Raw genomic sequence first — 20631 nt, 5'->3', positions numbered from 1 at the left:
GCTTTAGGGATTACGTTTAAATTTATTGAAATCAGGATGGCGTTTTTCGTTGAACGCATTGCGCCCTTCCTGCCCTTCTTCGGTCATGTAGAATAACATGGTGGCATTGCCCGCCAATTCCTGTAAACCCGCCTGACCATCACAATCTGCGTTCAATGCCGCTTTCAGGCAACGCAACGCCATTGGGCTGTTTTCCAGCATTTCACGACACCAACGCACAGTTTCTTTTTCCAGTTCGGCATAAGGCACAACGGTGTTAACCAGTCCCATATCCAATGCTTCTTTGGCATTGTATTGGCGGCACAGGAACCAGATTTCACGCGCTTTTTTCTGTCCTACGATCCGCGCCATATACGATGCTCCCCAACCGCCATCGAAAGAACCGACTTTAGGGCCTGTTTGACCGAAAATGGCGTTATCTGCCGCGATAGTCAAATCACACATCAAATGCAGCACATGACCACCACCAATGGCATACCCCGCAACCATAGCAACGACAGGCTTTGGACAAGTACGGATCTGCCGTTGAAAATCTAATACATTCAGATGGTGTACTCCGCTGTCATCTTGATAACCACCATAATCACCACGGATTTTTTGGTCGCCTCCGGCACAAAACGCTTTTTCACCCATTCCCGTCAGGATAATCGTCCCAACTGCCTCGTCATAACGAGCATCTGCCAACGCCTGAATCATCTCTTTGACGGTCAGGGGACGGAACGCATTACGTACCTGTGGGCGATTAATCGTAATCCTGGCAATGCCGTCTGCGGATTTATGGTAGAGAATATCTTCAAACCCTTGGGAACAATCTTGCCATTCAATAGGGGCATACAATTTTTCTTCGCTTGGGTAACGCATTATTGTGTTTCCTTAACCAAAAAATGATAAAAACAGTTCACTGCGCTGGCAAAAGCCACAGGATTGCCATAATGAGCATTATGTCCAACTTGCGGAATGGTGGTTAATGGCAGCCTATGTTGCTGCGCTATGCTCTGGAATTTATGATCATTTTCTCCACATAAGTAAGAGAAAGGAATAGATATTTGCTGTAAAGCAGGGAGTAACCAAGGTTGGCGCCCTAAGGACGTATTTTCCAGTATATCTGCGATACAAGCTCCTCTATTTTGACTACGCAGATGAATAAGTTGTTTACGCTGTGCCATTGTTAAATCAGCAAATATCGGTTGTTGATACCAATCAGCCAAGACTGATATCATTGGCTCTTGACGAAAACGCTGCGCCCAATGCTGATCATTACGCAATCGCACATCACGCTCCTGCTGGGAAAACAACCCCGGATTTCCTCCCTCCACCAACAACCCGTGCAAGCCATCCTGTTTGCGATAAATCGCATGATACATAGCTATTCGTCCTCCCAGCGAATAGCCGATCAAACAGTAATCATTGATTTGATACTCGGCCAAGGTTGCCATCAGCAATTCACTCATCTCGGCAAAACCACCAGTCAAATTCACATCGACGGAATTACCGTGTCCAGGTAAATCAACAACCAATGAAGGATACCGATCACACGCATCTATGATAGGGGACCAATCGTCTCCTGTTCCTAAGAACCCATGTAACCACACTAACCATATCCCTTGGTTATGTGAATGAAATGTTCGACAGTTTAGTTTCACAGAGCCGCCACCTGTGTCAGTAATTCTTGCAGACATATAACGCCTTCACTGCCTGAAACTTTTAACTCAACCAATGTCGTCTCCTTACGATCCCATACTCGTTGGGCACACCGTTTTAATTCCGGCCAATTTTGGGGTGCCGCATAGTTTAGGCCGAACATGGCAGCAACATGATCAAAATTGACATCTTGCGGCATACAATAAAAACGCTGGCGCTCTTCCTCTGGTGTGGGTAACAGAGAAAAAATCTGCCCGCCATTATTATTTATTATGATCAATAACATGGGAGCAGAAAGATTGCGTAATAAAGCCAGGCTATTCAGATCATAGAGGGCGGAGATGTCACCTATAATCGTGAGTGTCGGTTTATTGGTTGCCCGCTGAACGCCGGCTGCGGTTGCAATCAACCCATCTATACCACTGGCACCTCGGTTACTGTAGACAGGATACCCCACAGGAAGCTGTCCCAAAGCATCAATCAAACGCACAATCAAGCTATTACCGACAAACAATTGTCCCTGCTCCGGCAACAATTGGGACAATTGATGTGCAACCGCTGCCTCGTTAAATTCTCCCGTCAACTTGGTTTCAACACACTGACATGCGCTTTTTGACCACAAATTCAATTCATCTGCCCAAGGTGCTTGTGAATAAGCAGGATGTTCCCGTAACCAATCAGTCACGCTGCAAGTGAATTTACGCCCTTTATGATTCGCAGGATCAAGCCTGCCCGCAATCGGATCGATAATCCAATATTGCTCAGGTTGACATTTAGCCTGCCATTGCAATAACCGCTTACCTGTCAGGCTGGCGCCAAATTGGATCACCAATTGCCCTTGCGCCAGAATTTCCTGGGTGCGGGAGTGAGTCAGCCATAAATCTGCATATGGCAAAGGCTGCCCCGTTTGGGACAACACATCACCAATCAGCGGCCATCCCATCTCTTTTGCCCATTGGGCAACATATTTGCCCTCTTCTGCGCTCATTCTCCCCGCCAGTACAATTCCCTGTTTTTTCTGCCAGATATCCCAATCAATGGCCTTGATTGTGGTATGCATTGCTGGCTGAGCCAACCACGGCTCATTTCCTCGCCACCACTCACCCAATGTTTGCAACCAATCTTGATGTGCCGTCATCTCATTACCATACAAAGGCTCCGCAAACGGACAATTAATATGTAGAGCACCTTGTTTCAGGTTTGATATAGCATTATCAATGGAAGAAACCAACCAACTGGCGGGAATATCTGTGGTTGGCCGTGGCAATGCTAACGTTTGCGCGGGATGGGAAGCAAAAATGCCTACCTGACGAATAGCTTGATTAGCACCACAATCGATGAGTTCAGGTGGCCTGTCTGCGGTGAGAAATACCAATCGTTCTCCCGTCAATCCCGCTTCAATTAAGGAAGGATACAAATTGGCAACGGCTGTTCCAGACGTCACAACAACCGCAACCGACTCTTTGCTCGCTTTTGCTAATCCTAAAGCCAAATATCCCAATCCGCGCTCATCAAAATGGGTATGACAGATCAACTTATGGTTTTCTGCGGCAGCCAATGTCAATGGTGTCGAACGAGAGCCGGGGGCAATGCAGATATGGCGTAATCCGTGGCGGGTTAATGCTTCCAATAAAAGTTCCGCCCAGCGGCGGTTAAGTGCGCTGTTTGACATAGAATGCTCAAAAACTTCTTTTAAAAATGATGCTAAAGAATAAGAGACAATTATATAAGGCGGTTTTGATCTTAATGCGGGTAAAAACGATTTCCTTATCTTAGTTCAAGAAATTGTCATTTAATTGGTGATATTTTAGCTATAAGTGTGAAAGATAAAATCAGGTGATAACAATACCCATACAATTACCAATGAAAATTACTCATGCAATATTGTTTTTAAATTTACATGTAATCAGTAACACAAAATAAAATATTAGAATATCCATTTCGCTATCCGATAATATTTCCATCATATTTTAAGCGACTATTTTGGAGATTAAAAATAGCATTTAATTTCGAAATATAGTCATGGCACGATGAATAAACCACATTTTTATACTGAAAAAATTCATTAATACAATTCCACTAATTTATTTCAAATGAAAATATCAACAATCAGAAACATTCACCCTTCGGTAATAAAAAATATTTACACTTAGTCTAAGTTTTTTTATTGAAATCAACACCAATATTAATCCTTATTTTTCAACATAGTTATACAACAGAAAAGCACAAACACAACCAGTTGATTTAAAACAAGTTAAAGTAATTTCAAAACACAAATATAATCTTTATACACTATTTCAAATAGACACTATACCAATAGAAAACCAAATATCCATAATTATTTATCGAAATTTTCCCATTGATATAAATTCACACAATACGTATTATTTCGCCTCTTCAAAAATGAAGAATGCAAAAATTCATCTTAATTTAAATTAAACTCAATTCCGTCTGGTTCTGCTATTTGTAAAATAAAGAAGCAGTATAAAAAGGGGATAGCGTGTCATACCTTTATTTCCGTCCGATGGGCTTTCATAGATATCGGTATAAGTTGTTATCGTTATTTATATCATTAAGTTGTTTAACAACAATGGAATCCGCTCAGGCAGATTACGATGCATTAATTCAACAAGCCAGAAATGGTAATACCAACCCCATGCTCGAATATATCCGTCAGGAAGAAAAACAACATCGTCTTTCTTCCTCACAAATTGCTGATTGGTTACAAGTGGCAAGCTGGGCTGGATATGATGATGAAGTCATTGCTCTCAGGCAACGCTATCACGCAATGGCTATACCCGCCAGAGGGCTTTCAGCGGTTGCCCGCGCTTATCGCAACCAACGCCAGTGGTCACAAGCAATACAGATGTGGCGTACAGCCCTGGTTTTGGACAAACAAAACCGAGACACCAAAGCCGGCCTTATTATGACGCTCGCCGATGCCAAACAAGATACAGAAGCCCGCCGTTTAGCAAAAAATTTATTGGCTGATAAGCCTGACGCGGCGAATTACCGTTTGATGGCCTACGTTGACCAAGCTGCTGGTCGGACATGGGATGCCATGCAAATGCTTTCTATCGCGCATAAACGGTTTCCCGACAATCAAGAAGTCACCCAAGACTATCTGTTCAGCCTGAAAAACCATCGGATCAGTGACCCAGCATGGCACCTGGGACAACAGCACACGACACAATTAACCTCGGTGCAATTGCGCAGGCTGGAAGCCGACGCCGCCGCAGAATTGGTTCGTTTATCAATGATCCCTAATCGTAGTGAAAAAGAGCGCTTTGACATTGCTGACAGGGCCCTTGCACGCTACGAGCAGATGCTTAATCAATGGCACAACCTGCCTGATGCACAACAAGATCACCAACAGGCGCGGGTTGATCGGCTTGGTGCCCTTCTTTCTCGCTATCGGATGCAAGAAATCATTGATGAATATCTGGCTTTGCAGAAACAGGGCATACATATCCCTGAATATGCGCAGAAATGGGCAGCAGCAGCCTACCTGAATCTGCGCCAGCCAGAAAAAGCACGGAGTATTCTGCGTTCTTTGAACTATTCCTCTTTGAATCATCCTGCTGAAAATACCTCGTCGTCAGGGAAAATATCATCAGCCAATATCCCCCTTGAAGATGATATTGTTCTTTTTTATGCGAATGTGGAAAGTGAGCGTCTGGATGCAGCCCAACAACTTGCTACCGATATCAAGCAACGCAATCCTTACATGCTTAATGTTTTTGGCTCTCCCATTCGTGTTCCCAATGATGACTGGCTACAAGGGCAGCAGTTTTTAGCGGAATCTGCACAATTACAGGCAGATCTTGCCGAAGCAGAAAAACGCTTTACCCATTTAGCCCGCACTGCCCCCGGAAACCAGAAATTACGGATTGATCTGGCGGCTATCTGGCTGGATCGCGGTTGGCCACGTCGTGCCGAGAGTGAATTGAAGCAAATTGAAGGACTCGATCACCGCAATCTGGCGTTGGAAATCCAGCAAGGTTATACCGCCCTTGCCCTGCAAGAATGGCGGCAGATGGATTTGCTGGCTGATGATGTGATAACCCGCGCACCAGAAGATATGCTCGCTAAACGCCTTGACCGTCTGCGCAATGTGTATCATATGTCAGAACTGCAAATTAAGGTCAATCAAGGTATTAATTCAGATAATCCAGAAAGCGGCAAACACAGTTCAGATATTGACACTGTACTTTATAGCCCTCCTTTTGAGGATAATTGGCGCTTATTTGCTGGTGGTGCTTACAATCGCAGTCAATTTCCAGAAGGCCGAGGTTTGAGCCGTGATTTACGCGGCGGTGTAGAGTGGCGTTCACGGGATCTTTGGCTGGAAGGTGAAATTTCTGCACGTCATTATCGTCATGGCAACAAGACAGGATTGCGAATCGCAGCCTGGTATGACTTCAATGATCAATGGCGACTGGGTAGTTCCGCAGAACGCCTGGCTCGTAATACCCCCCTGCGTACGTTGAGCAATAATATTCACGCCAATGGCGGACAAATTTACACTCGCTGGCGATACAGCGAACGCAGCCAATGGAGTGCTCGCTTTGCCCCTGCATTCTTTTCAGATGGTAACCATCGCTTTGAATATGGCATTGACGGCCTTCAACGTCTATATACCGCCTCTTACCTAAAGATCGATGCGCAGTTGGAACTGAGTACAACTCACAATACCCGGCAAAATACCCCCTATTTCAATCCCAAAAGCGACTTTACATTACTGCCTGAGCTAGAAGCAGATCACATCATGTATCGGCACTATCAAACCGTCTGGAGTCAGCAAATTGTGGCAGGCATTGGGCAATATTGGCAGCGAGGATATGGCAACGGCTTGATCACAAGGGTGGGATATGGCCAACGTATTACATGGAATGATGTTATTGATGCAGGAGTAAGGCTCACGCTGGATAAACGTCCTTATGACGGTAAACGCGAACGTAATCTGCAAGCTGCTTTTGATTTAATCTATCGGTTCTAAAGGATTTTTTATGATACACAACATTTTTCGTCATTGGTTGATGATATCGGCACTGCTGATTAGCCTGTTGATTTCCCCATTTGGCATGCTGGCATATGCAGAAAAACCTGATTTCGTTCCACCAGCGCAACGACCGCTTCCCATGAATGAACGCCCTTGGCCTAAAAATGGTTTTGTGGTGCTCGCTTACCATGACGTCGAAGATGATGGAGCAGATCAGCGTTTTATGTCAGTCCGTACCAGTGCCTTGAATGATCAGTTTGCCTGGCTGCGGGAAAATGGCTACCAGCCGATTACTGTCGATCAAATTCTCACTGCCAATCAGGGGGGAACACCCTTGCCGCCCAAAGCCGTATTGCTGACTTTCGATGATGGCTATAGCAGTTTCTACCATCGTGTATTTCCGCTGCTGAAAGCCTATAACTGGCCAGCCATTCTGGCTCCGGTTGGGATCTGGGTTGATGCACCCGCCGAAAAACCCGTGGATTTTGGTGGATTGAAGGTAGCGCGGGAGCGTTTCACGACCTGGGAACAGGTAGCTGAAATGTCCCGTTCTGGTTTAGTAGAAATTGGCTCCCATACTTATCAGCATCATTATGGCGCTATCGCTAATCCACAAGGCAATACAGAGCCTGCGGCGGCCGTTCGCATTTACAATCCAAAAACAGGTAACTATGAAAGTGAACAAGCGTTTCGCCAGCGAATGGAAAAAGATATTGCTACTATTACCCAAAGAATTACCGCTGCTACAGGCAAGCCGCCACGAGTCTGGATTTGGCCTTATGGCATAGATAGCGGTGTAACACTGGAAATAGCCAAACGCTATGGCTACAAAATGGCATTGACCCTGGACAATGGGCTGGCGAACGTCAACAATCTTGATAATGTTCCGCGTATATTGCTCACACATAACCCTTCCCTGAAAGAGTTCGCCGAGCAGGTGATCCAGGTACAGAATAAACAGATCTTACGGATTGCCCATATTGATCTGGACTATGTTTACGATCCTGACCCCGTTCAACAAGCCCGGAACCTCGACAAGCTGGTTCAGCGCATTGCCGATATGCGCGTCAATACCGTTTTCCTGCAAGCCTTTGCTGATGCCAAAGGCGATGGCAATGTACGTGAGCTCTACTTTCCTAATCGCTGGCTGCCAATGCGCGCCGACTTATTTAACCGTGTCTCCTGGCAACTGCACAGTCGCCTGAATATTGAAGTTTATGCCTGGATGCCTGTTCTGGCATTTGAGCTGGAACCTTCACTCCCGCGGGTAATGAGCTATGACGAAAGTCACAACTCGCCGTTTATAAACCCGACACAATATCGGCGCTTATCGCCTTATAACCCAGAAAACCGTAAAAGGATCAAAGAGATTTATCAAGATTTGGCTTCTCATGCCATTTTTCAGGGCATCCTGTATCACGATGATGCCGTTATGTCTGATTTTGAAGATTCTGGCGCAGATGCCATCAAAGTTTATCAGGCCGCAGGTTTATCTGCCTCGATTGCAGAAATTCGGCAAGATCCAGAACAATTTGCCCGTTGGACACGGTTCAAAAGCCAATACCTGATTGATTTTACTCACGAATTAACCAAAGAACTCAAATCAGTACGGGGTTATCAGCTCAAAACTGCGCGCAATATTTTTGCCCTGCCCATTCTAGAACCGGACAGCGAAACGTGGTTTGCCCAAAATCTGGATGATTTCCTTACTCACTACGATTGGGTTGCCCCAATGGCAATGCCATTGATGGAAAATGTGCCGCTGTCCAAAAGCAATCAGTGGTTATCCCGATTGGTGAAAACCATTGCACAACGGCCACAGGCACTGGACAAAACTGTCTTTGAATTGCAATCCGTAGATTGGCGCAAACCACTGGATAAAAGAGCAATTCCAGGGCACCAATTAGCAGAATGGATGCGTCGGTTACAGCTCAATGGCGCACAGAGTTTCGGTTACTACCCTGATGACTTTCTCAACAATCAACCAGAAATGAATGAGATTCACCCTGTTCTTTCTCCTGAATGGTATCCACTTAATGATTGATCGTATTATTGCTTTTATAGTGCTCTGCCTTGTATTGAGCATCCCCCTTGGCATCGCTATCACCTTTACCGGAGAAGTCATGCTGAACTTTGTCTTTTTCTGGCCTTTGTTCATGTCGGCCATCTGGATCTCAGGAGGGATCTATTTCTGGCTCTATCGGGAAAGGCATTGGAAAGTCATTGATAAAGAAGCCCCGCATCTTGCAGGTGAACCTCTGATTTCAATTTTGATCCCTTGCTACAACGAGGGGCCAAATGTTCGCGAAACACTGCTGGCAGCACTGAACCAACGCTATCCCAATATTGAAGTCATCGCTATTAATGATGGCTCAACCGATAGCACCGCAGAGGAACTCAATGCTATGGCAAAACAGCATCAAGCCTTGAGGGTGATACACCTGAAACAGAATCAAGGCAAAGCGACTGCACTTCAAGCGGGTGCTGCTGCCGCGAAGAGTGATTATCTGGTCTGCATTGATGGGGATGCTCTGTTAGATCGCGATGCGGCGGTTTGGCTGGTCAAGCCCATGATTGATCATCCCCGTGTTGGGGCTGTTACAGGTAATCCGCGCGTTCGTACACGCTCCACCTTAGTTGGTCGCATTCAGGTTGGAGAATTCTCCTCCATCATTGGCCTAATCAAACGTACTCAACGGGTTTATGGTCAAGTCTTTACCGTTTCAGGTGTTGTTGCAGCCTTTAACCGCAGGGCATTGGCCGATGTGGGGTATTGGAGTAACGACATGATCACAGAAGATATCGATGTGAGTTGGAAACTCCAGTTACACCATTGGTCTATCTTTTTCGAACCTCGCGCCATCTGCTGGATCTTGATGCCTGAAACCCTACGGGGACTATGGAAACAACGGTTACGCTGGGCACAGGGTGGAGCCGAAGTTTTCCTGAAAAACCTGCGTCAATTGTGGTCATGGCAATATCGCCGCATGTGGGTGTTATTTGCTGAATTCTGCTGTTCCGTTATCTGGTCATTTACATTTGCTCTTTCCATCATTTTATTTTTGCTCGGCATGTTCCTCACATTACCGGAAAACATTCGCGTCTATACACTATTTCCACCTGGGTATACGGGATTGGTACTGGCGGCTACCTGTCTGATCCAGTTTACCGTCAGTTTATTGATTGAACGACGCTATGAAAAACACGTTGCTTCATCGCTGTTCTGGGTGATTTGGTATCCGATGGTCTATTGGATGCTAAACCTATTTACGACCTTGGTATCTTTTCCCAAAGTAATGCTTAAAGTACACAGAAAACGGGCTCGCTGGGAAAGCCCTGACAGGGGAATAGAGAGAATCGAATCATGAAAGAACCCTTGATTTTTACTGAACAAAGGTTATGGCCTCGTTTAATTGATATTCTATTGACCATTCTGGCTTGGGCGGGTTTTATCTATTTATTCATAGTGGGATTATTTTATACCGTCCATAATGACCCTAAGCCTTTTATTTCGACATTATTGACTTCAGAACTGGGAACCGTCGCCGTTTATATTGCTATTGCCATATTTAATGCATTTTTTCTCATTGGCTGGGCAAAATACAACCAACATCGATTTAGAATCGAACGCCGTCGTCATCGACCAACATTAACTCACGCTGAAATAGCCCAGAGTTTTACTTTGGAACAAGCGTGGTTAGATACCTTAAGGCAAAGCAAGGTTTCCAGTATCACGTATGACAATCATGGACATATAATAGGAATCAATGAAGATGTATCGATATAAAAAGAACCATCTATTTATTAAAAATGAAATTATACCTTGACGGTATCAATTAGATTTCCAATGTGAAAAATAAATACTGGAACCCGATATGAAAGTGATTGAACGGACTCATTATCTTTGTAAACGCGCTATTTTTAAACGCTGTATTTCCAGACCATCTCTATGGGTATTAATGACCTTATGCTTAATCACCGTCACATGTAATTCAACAGTAATGGCTATGGCTGATACCAATAAAAAACAAATAATCAATGAAAAAACAGCACACAACGAAAATGTTGCGCGGGTAGTTTCTGGAATTATCAGTTATACCCACTGGCCTATGACACCGACTACCCTGCACTTATGTCTGGTTCCCCCATCCAATTACATTAGCGCCTTAACCCACATTGATATGATTTCTGATCACACAGAACTGCAAGTTGAAACACTCAATTTCAACGTAGAACAACTCATAGAAAGATGTGATGTCATTTACTATGGTCAAGTCGATCCACAACTTCAACACCAGGTGGTCAACCTGAAAAATGACAAGCCATTGCTTACCATTGCTGAAAATAACCCGAACTGTGAAATTGGCAGTGCATTTTGCCTCAACATTAACAGCGCTCAGGCAACATTTAGCCTCAATCTTGATATTTTGACGCGCAGCGGCGTGCGCGTACATCCGAATGTCCTGCAATTGGCTCGTAAGGTGGAATAATCTATATGAAAAAACGTTATTCACTGATGCCATCACGCCCTACTTTGCGTCACGCTTTCCACCGGATCCATTTGGTCATTACGTTTATCATATTATCCGTCGTCGGTTTATTTTTATCTTTACTGGCACTGCTTGCCATGCAGAAATATGCTGAAAACAGTTTAAAACTGATTGCCACGACCATTGCTCATACAGCACAGGCCGCAGTAGTCTTTCAGGATAAAACCGCAGCAAACGAAATATTGGAACTCATTGCTGTTCATGATGGTTTTACAGAAGCCAAAATTTTTGATGCTAAACAGCAGGTGTTAGCCAGATGGCAAGCCAATCAGGAAACGCGTACTGGTAATTTCAAAAAATTGGTCGAGCATTGGCTTTTTCCTGAACCTTTTACCTTGCCAATTTATCATCACCAGCAAAAAGTAGGGGCAGTCTGGTTAATTGGCAACAGCGATCACATCATCAAATTTATTTATCAGGCTCTGCTGGTACTATTTGCCTGCCTGCTGTTCAGCGCCGTCATTTCACTCTATCTTTCATTGCGCATGCACGATGGTATCGTCAGAGCCTTACAAAACATTACGGCCGTCGCCCATGATGTGCGGCAACGCCGGACATTTTCACGACGCGTACCCTCTGCCCATATTGCTGAACTGCATGAGCTAAGCCAGGTTTTCAATCACCTGCTAGAAGAGCTGGAAGAGTGGCAACACCATCTGCAAACAGAAAAAGCCGTTTTAACCTGGCAAGCCCAACATGATTCCCTGACAGGTTTACCAAATCGGGCGACTTTTGAGCGCGTTCTTTCAACCGTCATGAGCGATAAATTTATGCGTGAAAGTGCAGCGATATTATTTATTGATGGTAACAGGCTGAAATATGTCAATGATATCTATGGACATGCTGCTGGCGATCACGTGCTTGTCACTATCGCCGCGACCTTAAGACGAAGGGTAAGAAAAACAGATACCGTTGCCCGACTAGGCGGAGATGAATTCGCTATCCTGTTGCCTTCTGCCAACCTGGAAGATGCAGAACGTGTTGCTAAAAATATCATCCATGCTATGGATGCCCCCATTCTGCTTCCTAATGGACAACATCTACGTATCACACTCAGCATCGGTATTGCCTTATCCAATGGTGAGCTAACGGCAGAACAACTGCTCTCTGAAGCTGATGCGGCAATGTATCACATTAAACAACGAGGCGGTGGTTGGTATTCCGCTGATACAACGAAACTAAACTATCTATCAAGGACCCCCCTATGAGCAGAAATCGTTATTGTGTATTTATCTGTGCATTTATTGGCGCACTTTTTCTCAGCGCCTGCCAGAACAAAGCGGCGTTAACAACCGCGCAAATCGCCGCACTTAAACAACAAGGATTTCAACAAACCGATGAAGGTTGGTTATTTGGGATATCAGAAAAGGTATTGTTTGGTAATAACCAATTTCATTTGCGTCCAGAAGGTGAAGCAAAATTAAAACAACTCGCAAGTGTCTTATCCAAAATTGGTATCCACCACGCACGCCTTGATGGCCATACCGACAACTACGGAGAAGTGAATTACAACAATCAGCTATCATTAAAACGCGCCAACACAGTTGCAGATGCATTGACACAGGGAGGTATGCAACGGACTAACCTGACAACACGTGGATTAGGACCAAACCAACCTATCGCCGATAATCGCAGCTCAAAAGGTCGGGCGGAAAATCGCCGAGTTGCCATTGTGATAACAACACCGTGATAGCGATACAATGATATTGATATAAATCAAATAATGATTTAGCCACGGAGGGCGGAACGATTTGTTTATCTTGATCATCCACCACAATGACAAAAAATTTTCCCCAGATCTTACTGTCTAGCTATTTCCCGTCTTTAAATTCTTCCTGTAATATAGCCAAGGTTGTTTTCTCAAAAAGAGCCTCTTTTTTTGTAATCAATAAGTTAATAAACTTTTGCGTAATTTGGATAATAAGCCTACTGTTAAGTCAATGGGCTTTATCAAGAAGGAGATATGATGGGGCTGAATCTGAAATCATACCGATCCCTGTATCGGATATTTGTGATGTTATTCATCACCATCACTGCCAGCACAGGCTTTATATTCTGGAGATTATTTTCCAATTATCGGGATAATATCCAACCAGATGTGGAATTAGTCTGTGTATTTATTTTATTGTTTCTGCTTACCCTCATCTCTGCGCTATTTTTTTATAAACACACTAAAACCATCACTATTCCAGAATATCGCCTGAAAAAAGCAATTAAAAACAAGCAATTTATTCCCTACATACAGCCAATTATTGGTAGCAAAAACAATGAAATCATTGGCTGTGAAATCCTTGTTCGCTGGCAACATCCAATTCATGGGCTATTGACACCAGATAAATTTATCGAACAAATTGAAAAGTCAGATTTGATTATTCCCTTAACACATAATCTAATCACCCAAGTGAGAGATTATTTTGCACCTATTGCTCATCAATTACCGGCAAATTTCCATTTTAATTTCAATATTAGTGCAAGACATTATAAAGATATTAGATTAATTGATAATTGTCATCATTTTCTGCAATCATTTCCAGCAGATTCTATTAAACTGATTTTGGAGATTACCGAACGAGAATTATTGAAATTCGATGATCATACTATTAGTTTATTTAATAAGTTGGATGAATTAGGCGTATTAATTGCACTGGACGACTTTGGCACAGGTTTCTCTAACTACAATTATTTACAAAAAATTAATGTTAGTTTAATAAAAATCGGGCATAACTTTGTTAGCAAAATGGATAACGATATAATTTCAAAAAATATTGTGGAAAATATCATTGATCTTGCCTTGCGATTACATCTGGAAATTGTGGCAGAAGGAATTGAAAATCAAAGATTAGCTAATCAATTTAAAAACTATTCTGTCGATTATTTGCAGGGATATTACTTTGACCGTCCGATGCCGTTGGAAGCGTTTGTCAAGAAGTGGTTATGATAAAGTTCCCCTCTGCAAACGCAGCCTATTGATGCTTTTAACGCATAACTGTTATTATAGTGACATTTTATGGCGATTTTTCGTCATTATTGACACTATAGTATCATATTTTTAGCTCCGCCCATTTCTGTTCCCTATGCTGCTCAATGATAGTCACTAATGTTTTATCGATTCCCAATTCTTTAGCAATTGAGTGAAAACGACAAGTTTCGTCATAAATCTCTTCAAGCATATTAATCAAAGGCGTAACGCTAGAGAAACCCGCCTGCTCTACAAGCGTGTTGCTTCCATCAGAAAATTTCCTTTTGACATGCAATGGTGTATTAAGCATTTTTCAGTACCTCAGCAATCGTGGTTGGCTCACGCTTACGTTCTTTAAATAGCAATTAAGTTCAATAGCCACCTTATCAATAAATTAATCAAAAAATTCAATATGTAGTTACAAATTCAATATATAGTTATTTCATCAAAATCACTAATCCTGAACACCTAAATTTTTGTTACTTATTTTTGGTAATTATCAGGAATAGAGTGAATAAGGCCAGCATGACAAGGACAAGTGGTCTGGCTATCCAACGTTCCTGCTAATTTCGTTCCTTTATCCAAGAAAGCGTTGACTCCGCCAACAATAGTATATTTGCCTGAATATCTTCCACAAGTCACAGCAGAACCTTCAATTGCTGCCTGTTTGCCATAAAATTTAATATTGCTGGTTCCAGTCAAAATAGCACCGCCACACGTCGTTTTTTCACCGACTGTCAAAAAATTTCCTTTTGCCATTTTATGTCCTCTTGCTTTCGATTAAATTTATAGTGAAACAACTCACCACGGTTGCATTCAATACCCAAATATTTTAGGTAACTTTTTCTTTTCAGAAAATTTATTATAGCCATTATTTTCCGTAAATATCAATCTTATCAACCCATTTTAATAGAAAGAATACAGAATAATATATTGATTATATCACTCCATCACAACTTATATCGTTTTTTAGATACTTTCATGAATTTTACATAATTAACTATTTTTTCTAAAAAAATAAATTTCGTGATTTGTTTGGCAGAAGAATAATGTTTGAAACTGCAATTTTCCGGCCTCGGAAACTAAAAAGACGGATTGGGTACAGCCATGTACCTGTCCGTCACAGATCTTATTATATATCAATTCAAGAGATGGGGATTTAGAATCTATTTTAACATTAAACCGCCATCAACGGGTAAACAACAACCTGTAATGAATTCTGCTTTGTTACCAGATAACCACAAGATAGCATTAGCCACTTCTTCCGTTTCTCCAATCCTGCCAATTGGGTGGGCGTCACCATACGCATCTAAATTATCGCCAAACACATTGAGTGACATATCTGTCCTGATTAATCCTGGACACACAGAATTAACCCGAATATTTGACTTTGCCATCTCTAAAGCGGCAGACCTTGTTAATCCAACTACCGCATGTTTACTAGCCGTATAGGCACACCCTCCTGCATAATTCGCTTTTAATCCTGCAACTGATGCGACATTTACTATAGCTCCGCCTGATTGCGCCATTAACTGTATCTCATATTTCATACATTGATACACACCTGTCACATTCGTTGCAATAACCTCATCCCATACCTCATCGGGATATTCAGTTATTTTAGTAAACGAAGCACCGAACATTCCAGCATTGTTAACAGCAATATCCAAACGACCATAACGTTCTTTAATATATGAGAAGAGCCGATTAATGTCTGAACGTTTACTCATATCAGCAGAATAAAACTCACAATCGGCATTATGTGGCATTTGTGCTATTGCTTTATTTCCTTTATCCGCATTTCGCCCCACCAAAAGGACTCTTGCACTTTTTTTTGCAAACTCAATTGCAGTAGCCAGCCCTATTCCAGCCGTTGCTCCAGTGATCAACACCACCTTATTTTCAAATGAATTCATGATATATCCCCCCATAATAAAATTTTTATCCAATCTTAGATTACGGTGTTCATTTTAGATTTTATGCTTAAATTCTTATATCTTACATATTAAAATTAATAATAACCAAAATGGATTTAATTCATGAAAAAAGATGCTATCAATATTATTCCAACCATTTTTCTTTAATGTCTTTTGAAATTTATTCTACATAAACAAGTTGAATTTTATATTTCAAATATAAATAAAAACTAACACTACAATCCCCAAATGTAATACCTGGTATCTTTGGAATGAAAAATCTCCCATTTGACTTGCATTTAATTTATAAAATTATATTATATAAAAACATAAAGTGTTTAGGTGAGGATATGGTAATGAAGGTAAATCATCCTTTACAACAAACAATGCGTGAAGCTGCCGAACAGGCGGCAGATGTGTTACGAACACTTGCCAATGATGATCGCTTGTTATTGATGTGCCAGCTTAGTCAAGGAGAGTTTTCTGTTGGACAGCTTGAAGAAGCTGTGGGCATCCACCAACCAACGCTGTCACAACAGCTTGGTGTAATGCGGCGATTGAATCTGGTACAGACGCGGCGGGAAGGAAAACAGATTTTCTATCGTATTGAAGATGAACGTATTCTGACATTGCTGCATACGCTCTATACCTTGTATTGCCCGAAACCGGAAACAACAGGAGATTAGGATGAGCATTAACTTTGCCCAGTTTACACCATGGCTAAGCTTTGGTGGGGGAATATTGGTTGGTCTGGCAGCAATTGTATTGGTGTTGTTTTGCGGCCGCATTGCCGGTATCAGCGGTATTATTGGTGGATTACTGCAACGTAAAACAAACGATCGTTCATGGCGGGGGGCATTTCTCACAGGGATAGTCATCGCCCCTGTACTCTATGGTCTGCTGCGCCCATTACCAGAAATCACAGTGACAGCATCTTGGCCTGCCATTATTATCGCAGGTCTTCTGGTGGGAATAGGAACACGTATTGGTTCCGGTTGTACCAGCGGGCATGGCGTATGTGGACTCTCTCGTCTCTCTTTGCGTTCGTTAATCGCCACCCTGATCTTTATGGCTATGGGATTTGTCACTGCAACAGTGGTGGGTTACTGGTTCTTAGTGAGGTGAAAAATGATAGTGATATTTTCTTTTCTGTCTGGTGTCATTTTGGGTTTAGGATTAATTATCAGTGGCATGGCAAATCCCGCTAAAGTGTTGGGCTTTCTGGATCTGGCACATCCGTGGGACCCATCCCTGGCATTTGTGATGATGGGCGCTATTCTTGTCGGTTTAGTAGGTTTCATACTGGCTAAACGTCGTCAATACACACTTTGCGGTACACCAATGATATTACCTGACCAGCGTCAAATAGACTGGCGTTTGGTGGGAGGAGCCGCGCTTTTTGGGGTGGGATGGGGAATTGCGGGGATTTGCCCGGGGCCAGGGTTAGTGCTGCTGGGAGCAGGCTATGCAAAAGGCTTCGCTTTTGTGCTGGCAATGAGTGTCGGAATGTGGTTGGTGGATCGTAAAAAACCCAGCCAACAATGACTGGGTCTTTCACTTGTGGTCTTACAAAGCGCTTTTCGCTAGCTGAACAATATCAATCAGCGGTTGTGGCCAAATACCAAGGGTCAACACCAGCAACGCAGCAAGTAACACAACAATCCCGCCAGAGGTAAATGCCCAATTGTGTGGTGTATCACGGTTCAGCGCTTTCGGTGCCGGCAGGTACAAGCTCACCATCACGCGCAGATAGTAGTAAAGGCCAATGGCACTACCCACGACAACTGCACCAGTCAGCCACCACAATCTTGCTTCAACACCTGTCGCGATAACATAGAATTTGCCAATGAAGCCAAATGTTAATGGTATCCCTGCCAATGACAACATCATGACAGTCATAACCGCTGACAGGATCGGTTTATGCCAGAACAAACCACGATACGAGAACAGTGAATCCGCATCTGGCCCTCTGTATGGGCTGGACATCAGACTGACTACGCCAAATGCCCCGATACTAGCGAGCAAATAGCCGACCAGATAAATACCGGCCGTCTCTTCTGCCAAGGTATGATCTTTGATGGCAACCAGTACCACCAGCAAATATCCCAAATGAGCAATGGATGAGTAACCCAACAGTCGTTTGATATTGCTTTGTGTCAATGCCAACAAATTACCAAACAGGATAGATGCAATAGCAATTACAATTAGCACAATACGTAAGGTTGTGCTTTCAGCCACTGGCGCTTCAATAAATAAGCGCATGATCACTGCAAAGATCGCAACCTTACTTGCCGTTGCCAGAAAGGTCGATACCGGTGCAGGTGCGCCTTGATAAACATCCGGCGTCCACAGTTGGAAAGGTACAAGGGAAAGTTTAAAGCCCAGTCCTACGATCATCATTCCCAAACCAGCCAGCACTAACGGTTCATGCAGTTTGCTATCGCTCAAACTCTTGCCGAGTGATGCAAAAGACAAATCACCAGATTCTGCATATAACAATGCAATACCGAACAGCAGGAATGAAGACGCGGCCGCAGACAGCAGCATATATTTGATGCCCGCTTCCAACGAACGTTTCTGGCGATATGCATAGCCGACTAAACCAAACAATGGCAGGGTGATCAACTCAATACCGATAAACAGTGATGCCATGTGGTTAGCAGAAGAGAGCAGAATACCCCCAACCGCCGCGATCATCACTAACAGATAGAATTCTTCTTTATTATCGGGAAAATTTTCCAACCATGAGTAGGCAAATGTCGTTGTTGCAAGGCTCGCAATCAGCACAAGGCCAGTATAGAACATTGCAAAACGATCAACATGAATCAACGGCGTGACATCCATTGGCTCCTGCTGTCCCACAAAATAGAGAGAAAACAGCGCCAGGTTTAGACCAATTACCGTCAAGGTGACATTGGTGAAATGATCGCGTCGCCACGCAATGGACAGCATCACAACCACCACCGTCAATCCGACGATCAATAGCGGCAACAGTGCGATCAATTGTTCAGAAGTTATTGTCATGGCGAATTACGGCCTTGTAGTTAAAAGTGAAGCAGAATACCAATTCTGGATGTTACTCATTGCTGCGGCTGAGGTATCAAGGATTGGCTGCGGGTAAACGCCCAAAATCACCAATAAGACGACCAACAGCAGCAGAATGGATATTTCACGCACATCCATCCGCTGTAATGGTTTATCCGTTTTTGGCGTACCGTAATAAGCCTTCTGCATCAAGTACAGTGCATAAACGGAGGCAAAAACCAAACCGAACACGGAGACCGTGGTAATTAAGGTAAATTTACTAAAGCTGCCAAACAGGATCATAAATTCACCAACAAAGTTACCGGTGCCTGGCATACCCAATGTTGCTACCGCAAAAAACAGGGATATTGCAGGCAAGAGCTGAATTCTTCCCCACAATCCGCCCATTTGACGCATATCTCTGGTATGCAAGCGTTCATAGAGCTGACCACACAGAATGAACAAACCCGCGGCTGACAGGCCATGTGCAATCATCTGGATCACCGCTCCCTGATAAGCTAATTGGCTGCCTGTATAAATAGCGATAAGCACAAAGCCCATGTGGGAAACACTGGTATAAGCAATCAGGCGCTTGATATCAGTCTGGCTGAATGCCATCCACGCGCCGTAGAAAATGCCAATGATACCCAGCCACATCGCAATCGGAGCAAATTCCGCAGAGGCTTGTGGGAACAGAGGCAAGCTGAAACGCAACAAACCGTATGCCGCGGTTTTCAGCAAAATCCCCGCAAGGTCAACTGAACCGGCTGTTGGTGCCTGACTATGGGCATCAGGCAGCCAGCCGTGTAAAGGCACAACCGGCATCTTCACCGCGAATGCAATGAAGAAACCCAACATCAACAGATATTGAACGGTGTATGACATCGGTGTATGCAGCAATTTTTCATAGTTGAATGTCCATTCACCGGTTGCATCATGGTGAATGAAAGCCAATGCCAGAATCGCAATCAGCATCACCAAACCACTGGCCTGGGTATAGATGAAAAATTTCGTTGCCGCAGTGATACGGGTTTTACCTTCCGAGCCTCTGTGTCCCCACAGTGCAATCAGGAAGTACATCGGTACGAGCATCACTTCCCAGAAGAAGAAGAACAAGAACAGGTCGATGGCAAGGAAGACCCCCATCACACCGCCCAGTATCCACAACAGATTCAGGTGAAAGAAACCCTGATATGGCTGATTTTCATTCCACGAACAGAGGATTGCCATCAAACCCAATAATGCAGTCAGCACCACCATCAGCAAGGACAAACCATCCAGTGCCAAATGAATGCTAATGCCAAAACGTGGGATCCACTGAAGCACGAACTCTGATTGCCACTGTGGTATGCCCTGTGGGTTGATGAGTGTATAACCGCCCTGTAACCACAGGTACAGGGAGAGTAACAACGTCAGTCCCATCGCCAGAAGCGCGATCCAACGCGGCATACGGGTGCCGAAGCGCTCTGCCTGCCAACACAGCAGGCCTCCGATGAAGGGCAGAAGAATTAGCCAAGGTAGTAGCATGGCGCAATGTGT

General features: G+C 43.6%; 19 protein-coding genes. 11 read left to right on the top strand and 8 right to left on the bottom strand.

All coding sequences use genetic code 11. The features are described from left to right. Positions 1-3 precede the first annotated feature (3 nt). The 3 genes from menB to menD are packed head-to-tail and all read right to left on the bottom strand — an operon-like array spanning position 4 to position 3313. Positions 4-861, bottom strand: coding sequence for a 1,4-dihydroxy-2-naphthoyl-CoA synthase (gene menB, locus Xedl_RS00260; protein WP_074022076.1), 858 nt, complete (start codon positions 859-861; stop codon positions 4-6). Then, positions 861-1679 carry a 2-succinyl-6-hydroxy-2,4-cyclohexadiene-1-carboxylate synthase gene (gene menH / locus Xedl_RS00255; protein WP_074022075.1) on the bottom strand — a complete coding sequence of 273 codons (819 nt, stop codon included), beginning with the start codon at positions 1677-1679 and terminating at the stop codon, positions 861-863. The genes menB and menH overlap by 1 nt, the downstream gene beginning before the upstream one ends. Beyond that, the gene (gene menD / locus Xedl_RS00250; protein ID WP_074022074.1) at positions 1640-3313 is read right to left on the bottom strand and encodes a 2-succinyl-5-enolpyruvyl-6-hydroxy-3-cyclohexene-1-carboxylic-acid synthase; all 1674 of its coding nucleotides are present in this window, start codon (positions 3311-3313) and stop codon (positions 1640-1642) included. The genes menH and menD overlap by 40 nt, the downstream gene beginning before the upstream one ends. Positions 3314-4141: 828 nt before the next feature. Between menD and pgaA the strand changes: the two genes are divergently transcribed. From pgaA to Xedl_RS00210, 8 genes are all read left to right on the top strand, one after another. Then, positions 4142-6640, top strand: a complete 2499-nt coding sequence (gene pgaA / locus Xedl_RS00245; protein ID WP_208605011.1) for a poly-beta-1,6 N-acetyl-D-glucosamine export porin PgaA — start codon at positions 4142-4144, stop codon at positions 6638-6640. A 10-nt stretch (positions 6641-6650) separates the two neighbouring features. Further along, positions 6651-8687, top strand: coding sequence for a poly-beta-1,6-N-acetyl-D-glucosamine N-deacetylase PgaB (gene pgaB, locus Xedl_RS00240; RefSeq protein ID WP_074022072.1), 2037 nt, complete (start codon positions 6651-6653; stop codon positions 8685-8687). After that, positions 8680-10011 (top strand): poly-beta-1,6-N-acetyl-D-glucosamine synthase, encoded by a 1332-nt coding sequence (pgaC, locus tag Xedl_RS00235; protein WP_074022071.1) that lies wholly within the window; start codon positions 8680-8682, stop codon positions 10009-10011. Before pgaB ends, pgaC begins: the two co-directional genes overlap by 8 nt. Continuing rightward, a complete protein-coding gene (gene pgaD / locus Xedl_RS00230) occupies positions 10008-10430 on the top strand; it encodes a poly-beta-1,6-N-acetyl-D-glucosamine biosynthesis protein PgaD (RefSeq protein WP_074022070.1) in 423 nt (140 codons plus the stop codon). The genes pgaC and pgaD overlap by 4 nt, the downstream gene beginning before the upstream one ends. Positions 10431-10518: 88 nt before the next feature. After that, positions 10519-11133 carry a regulatory sequestration protein YfiR gene (gene yfiR / locus Xedl_RS00225; protein WP_083600247.1) on the top strand — a complete coding sequence of 205 codons (615 nt, stop codon included), beginning with the start codon at positions 10519-10521 and terminating at the stop codon, positions 11131-11133. Between the two features lie 5 nt (positions 11134-11138). Continuing rightward, entirely contained in the window at positions 11139-12401 is a 1263-nt protein-coding gene (gene dgcN / locus Xedl_RS00220) for a diguanylate cyclase DgcN/YfiN (RefSeq protein ID WP_074022068.1), read from the top strand. Continuing rightward, entirely contained in the window at positions 12398-12883 is a 486-nt protein-coding gene (gene yfiB, locus Xedl_RS00215) for an outer membrane lipoprotein YfiB (RefSeq protein ID WP_074022067.1), read from the top strand. The genes dgcN and yfiB overlap by 4 nt, the downstream gene beginning before the upstream one ends. 324 nt (positions 12884-13207) lie before the next feature. After that, on the top strand, positions 13208-14131 hold the full coding sequence (locus Xedl_RS00210) for an EAL domain-containing protein (RefSeq protein ID WP_244149645.1): 924 nt from the start codon (positions 13208-13210) through the stop codon (positions 14129-14131). A 103-nt stretch (positions 14132-14234) separates the two neighbouring features. On the opposite strand, the gene Xedl_RS00205 is transcribed toward Xedl_RS00210, so the two are convergent. The 3 genes from Xedl_RS00205 to Xedl_RS00195 form a co-directional block, all read right to left on the bottom strand. After that, entirely contained in the window at positions 14235-14462 is a 228-nt protein-coding gene (locus Xedl_RS00205; protein WP_074022065.1) for a hypothetical protein, read from the bottom strand. A 173-nt stretch (positions 14463-14635) separates the two neighbouring features. After that, on the bottom strand, positions 14636-14911 hold the full coding sequence (locus Xedl_RS00200; RefSeq protein ID WP_074022064.1) for a PAAR domain-containing protein: 276 nt from the start codon (positions 14909-14911) through the stop codon (positions 14636-14638). Between the two features lie 407 nt (positions 14912-15318). Then, positions 15319-16068, bottom strand: a complete 750-nt coding sequence (locus Xedl_RS00195; RefSeq protein ID WP_074022063.1) for an SDR family NAD(P)-dependent oxidoreductase — start codon at positions 16066-16068, stop codon at positions 15319-15321. Between the two features lie 356 nt (positions 16069-16424). Here Xedl_RS00195 and Xedl_RS00190 point away from each other — a divergent pair, with 356 nt between their 5' ends. Genes Xedl_RS00190 through Xedl_RS00180 form a run of 3 tightly spaced genes read left to right on the top strand, consistent with a single transcriptional unit; the run spans position 16425 to position 17613 of the window. After that, positions 16425-16754, top strand: coding sequence for an ArsR/SmtB family transcription factor (locus tag Xedl_RS00190; RefSeq protein ID WP_422645882.1), 330 nt, complete (start codon positions 16425-16427; stop codon positions 16752-16754). 1 nt (position 16755) lies between these two features. Next, a complete protein-coding gene (locus Xedl_RS00185; RefSeq protein ID WP_074022061.1) occupies positions 16756-17193 on the top strand; it encodes a YeeE/YedE family protein in 438 nt (145 codons plus the stop codon). Positions 17194-17196: 3 nt separating this feature from the next. Continuing rightward, positions 17197-17613 (top strand): DUF6691 family protein, encoded by a 417-nt coding sequence (locus Xedl_RS00180; protein ID WP_074022060.1) that lies wholly within the window; start codon positions 17197-17199, stop codon positions 17611-17613. A 21-nt stretch (positions 17614-17634) separates the two neighbouring features. On the opposite strand, the gene nuoN is transcribed toward Xedl_RS00180, so the two are convergent. After that, complete coding sequence (nuoN, locus tag Xedl_RS00175) at positions 17635-19092, bottom strand: NADH-quinone oxidoreductase subunit NuoN (protein WP_074022059.1); 1458 nt, start codon at positions 19090-19092, stop codon at positions 17635-17637. 6 nt (positions 19093-19098) lie between these two features. Further along, a complete protein-coding gene (gene nuoM / locus Xedl_RS00170; RefSeq protein ID WP_074022058.1) occupies positions 19099-20619 on the bottom strand; it encodes an NADH-quinone oxidoreductase subunit M in 1521 nt (506 codons plus the stop codon). Between the last annotated feature and the right edge of the window lie 12 nt (positions 20620-20631).

It is taken from the genome of Xenorhabdus eapokensis (assembly GCF_001908105.1).
This window is presented reverse-complemented; position numbering and strand designations above follow the sequence as displayed.

Bases quoted from the DNA above. Each gene is read 5' to 3' on its own strand.
- menB (WP_074022076.1), bottom strand. From the start codon at position 861: ATGCGTTACCCAAGCGAAGAAAAATTGTATGCCCCTATTGAATGGCAA.
- menH (WP_074022075.1), bottom strand. From the start codon at position 1,679: ATGTCTGCAAGAATTACTGACACAGGTGGCGGCTCTGTGAAACTAAAC.
- menD (WP_074022074.1), bottom strand. From the start codon at position 3,313: ATGTCAAACAGCGCACTTAACCGCCGCTGGGCGGAACTTTTATTGGAA.
- pgaB (WP_074022072.1), top strand. From the start codon at position 6,651: ATGATACACAACATTTTTCGTCATTGGTTGATGATATCGGCACTGCTG.
- pgaC (WP_074022071.1), top strand. From the start codon at position 8,680: ATGATTGATCGTATTATTGCTTTTATAGTGCTCTGCCTTGTATTGAGC.
- pgaD (WP_074022070.1), top strand. From the start codon at position 10,008: ATGAAAGAACCCTTGATTTTTACTGAACAAAGGTTATGGCCTCGTTTA.
- yfiR (WP_083600247.1), top strand. From the start codon at position 10,519: ATGAAAGTGATTGAACGGACTCATTATCTTTGTAAACGCGCTATTTTT.
- dgcN (WP_074022068.1), top strand. From the start codon at position 11,139: ATGAAAAAACGTTATTCACTGATGCCATCACGCCCTACTTTGCGTCAC.
- yfiB (WP_074022067.1), top strand. From the start codon at position 12,398: ATGAGCAGAAATCGTTATTGTGTATTTATCTGTGCATTTATTGGCGCA.
- Xedl_RS00210 (WP_244149645.1), top strand. From the start codon at position 13,208: ATGTTATTCATCACCATCACTGCCAGCACAGGCTTTATATTCTGGAGA.
- Xedl_RS00205 (WP_074022065.1), bottom strand. From the start codon at position 14,462: ATGCTTAATACACCATTGCATGTCAAAAGGAAATTTTCTGATGGAAGC.
- Xedl_RS00200 (WP_074022064.1), bottom strand. From the start codon at position 14,911: ATGGCAAAAGGAAATTTTTTGACAGTCGGTGAAAAAACGACGTGTGGC.
- Xedl_RS00195 (WP_074022063.1), bottom strand. From the start codon at position 16,068: ATGAATTCATTTGAAAATAAGGTGGTGTTGATCACTGGAGCAACGGCT.
- Xedl_RS00190 (WP_422645882.1), top strand. From the start codon at position 16,425: ATGAAGGTAAATCATCCTTTACAACAAACAATGCGTGAAGCTGCCGAA.
- Xedl_RS00185 (WP_074022061.1), top strand. From the start codon at position 16,756: ATGAGCATTAACTTTGCCCAGTTTACACCATGGCTAAGCTTTGGTGGG.
- Xedl_RS00180 (WP_074022060.1), top strand. From the start codon at position 17,197: ATGATAGTGATATTTTCTTTTCTGTCTGGTGTCATTTTGGGTTTAGGA.
- nuoN (WP_074022059.1), bottom strand. From the start codon at position 19,092: ATGACAATAACTTCTGAACAATTGATCGCACTGTTGCCGCTATTGATC.
- nuoM (WP_074022058.1), bottom strand. From the start codon at position 20,619: ATGCTACTACCTTGGCTAATTCTTCTGCCCTTCATCGGAGGCCTGCTG.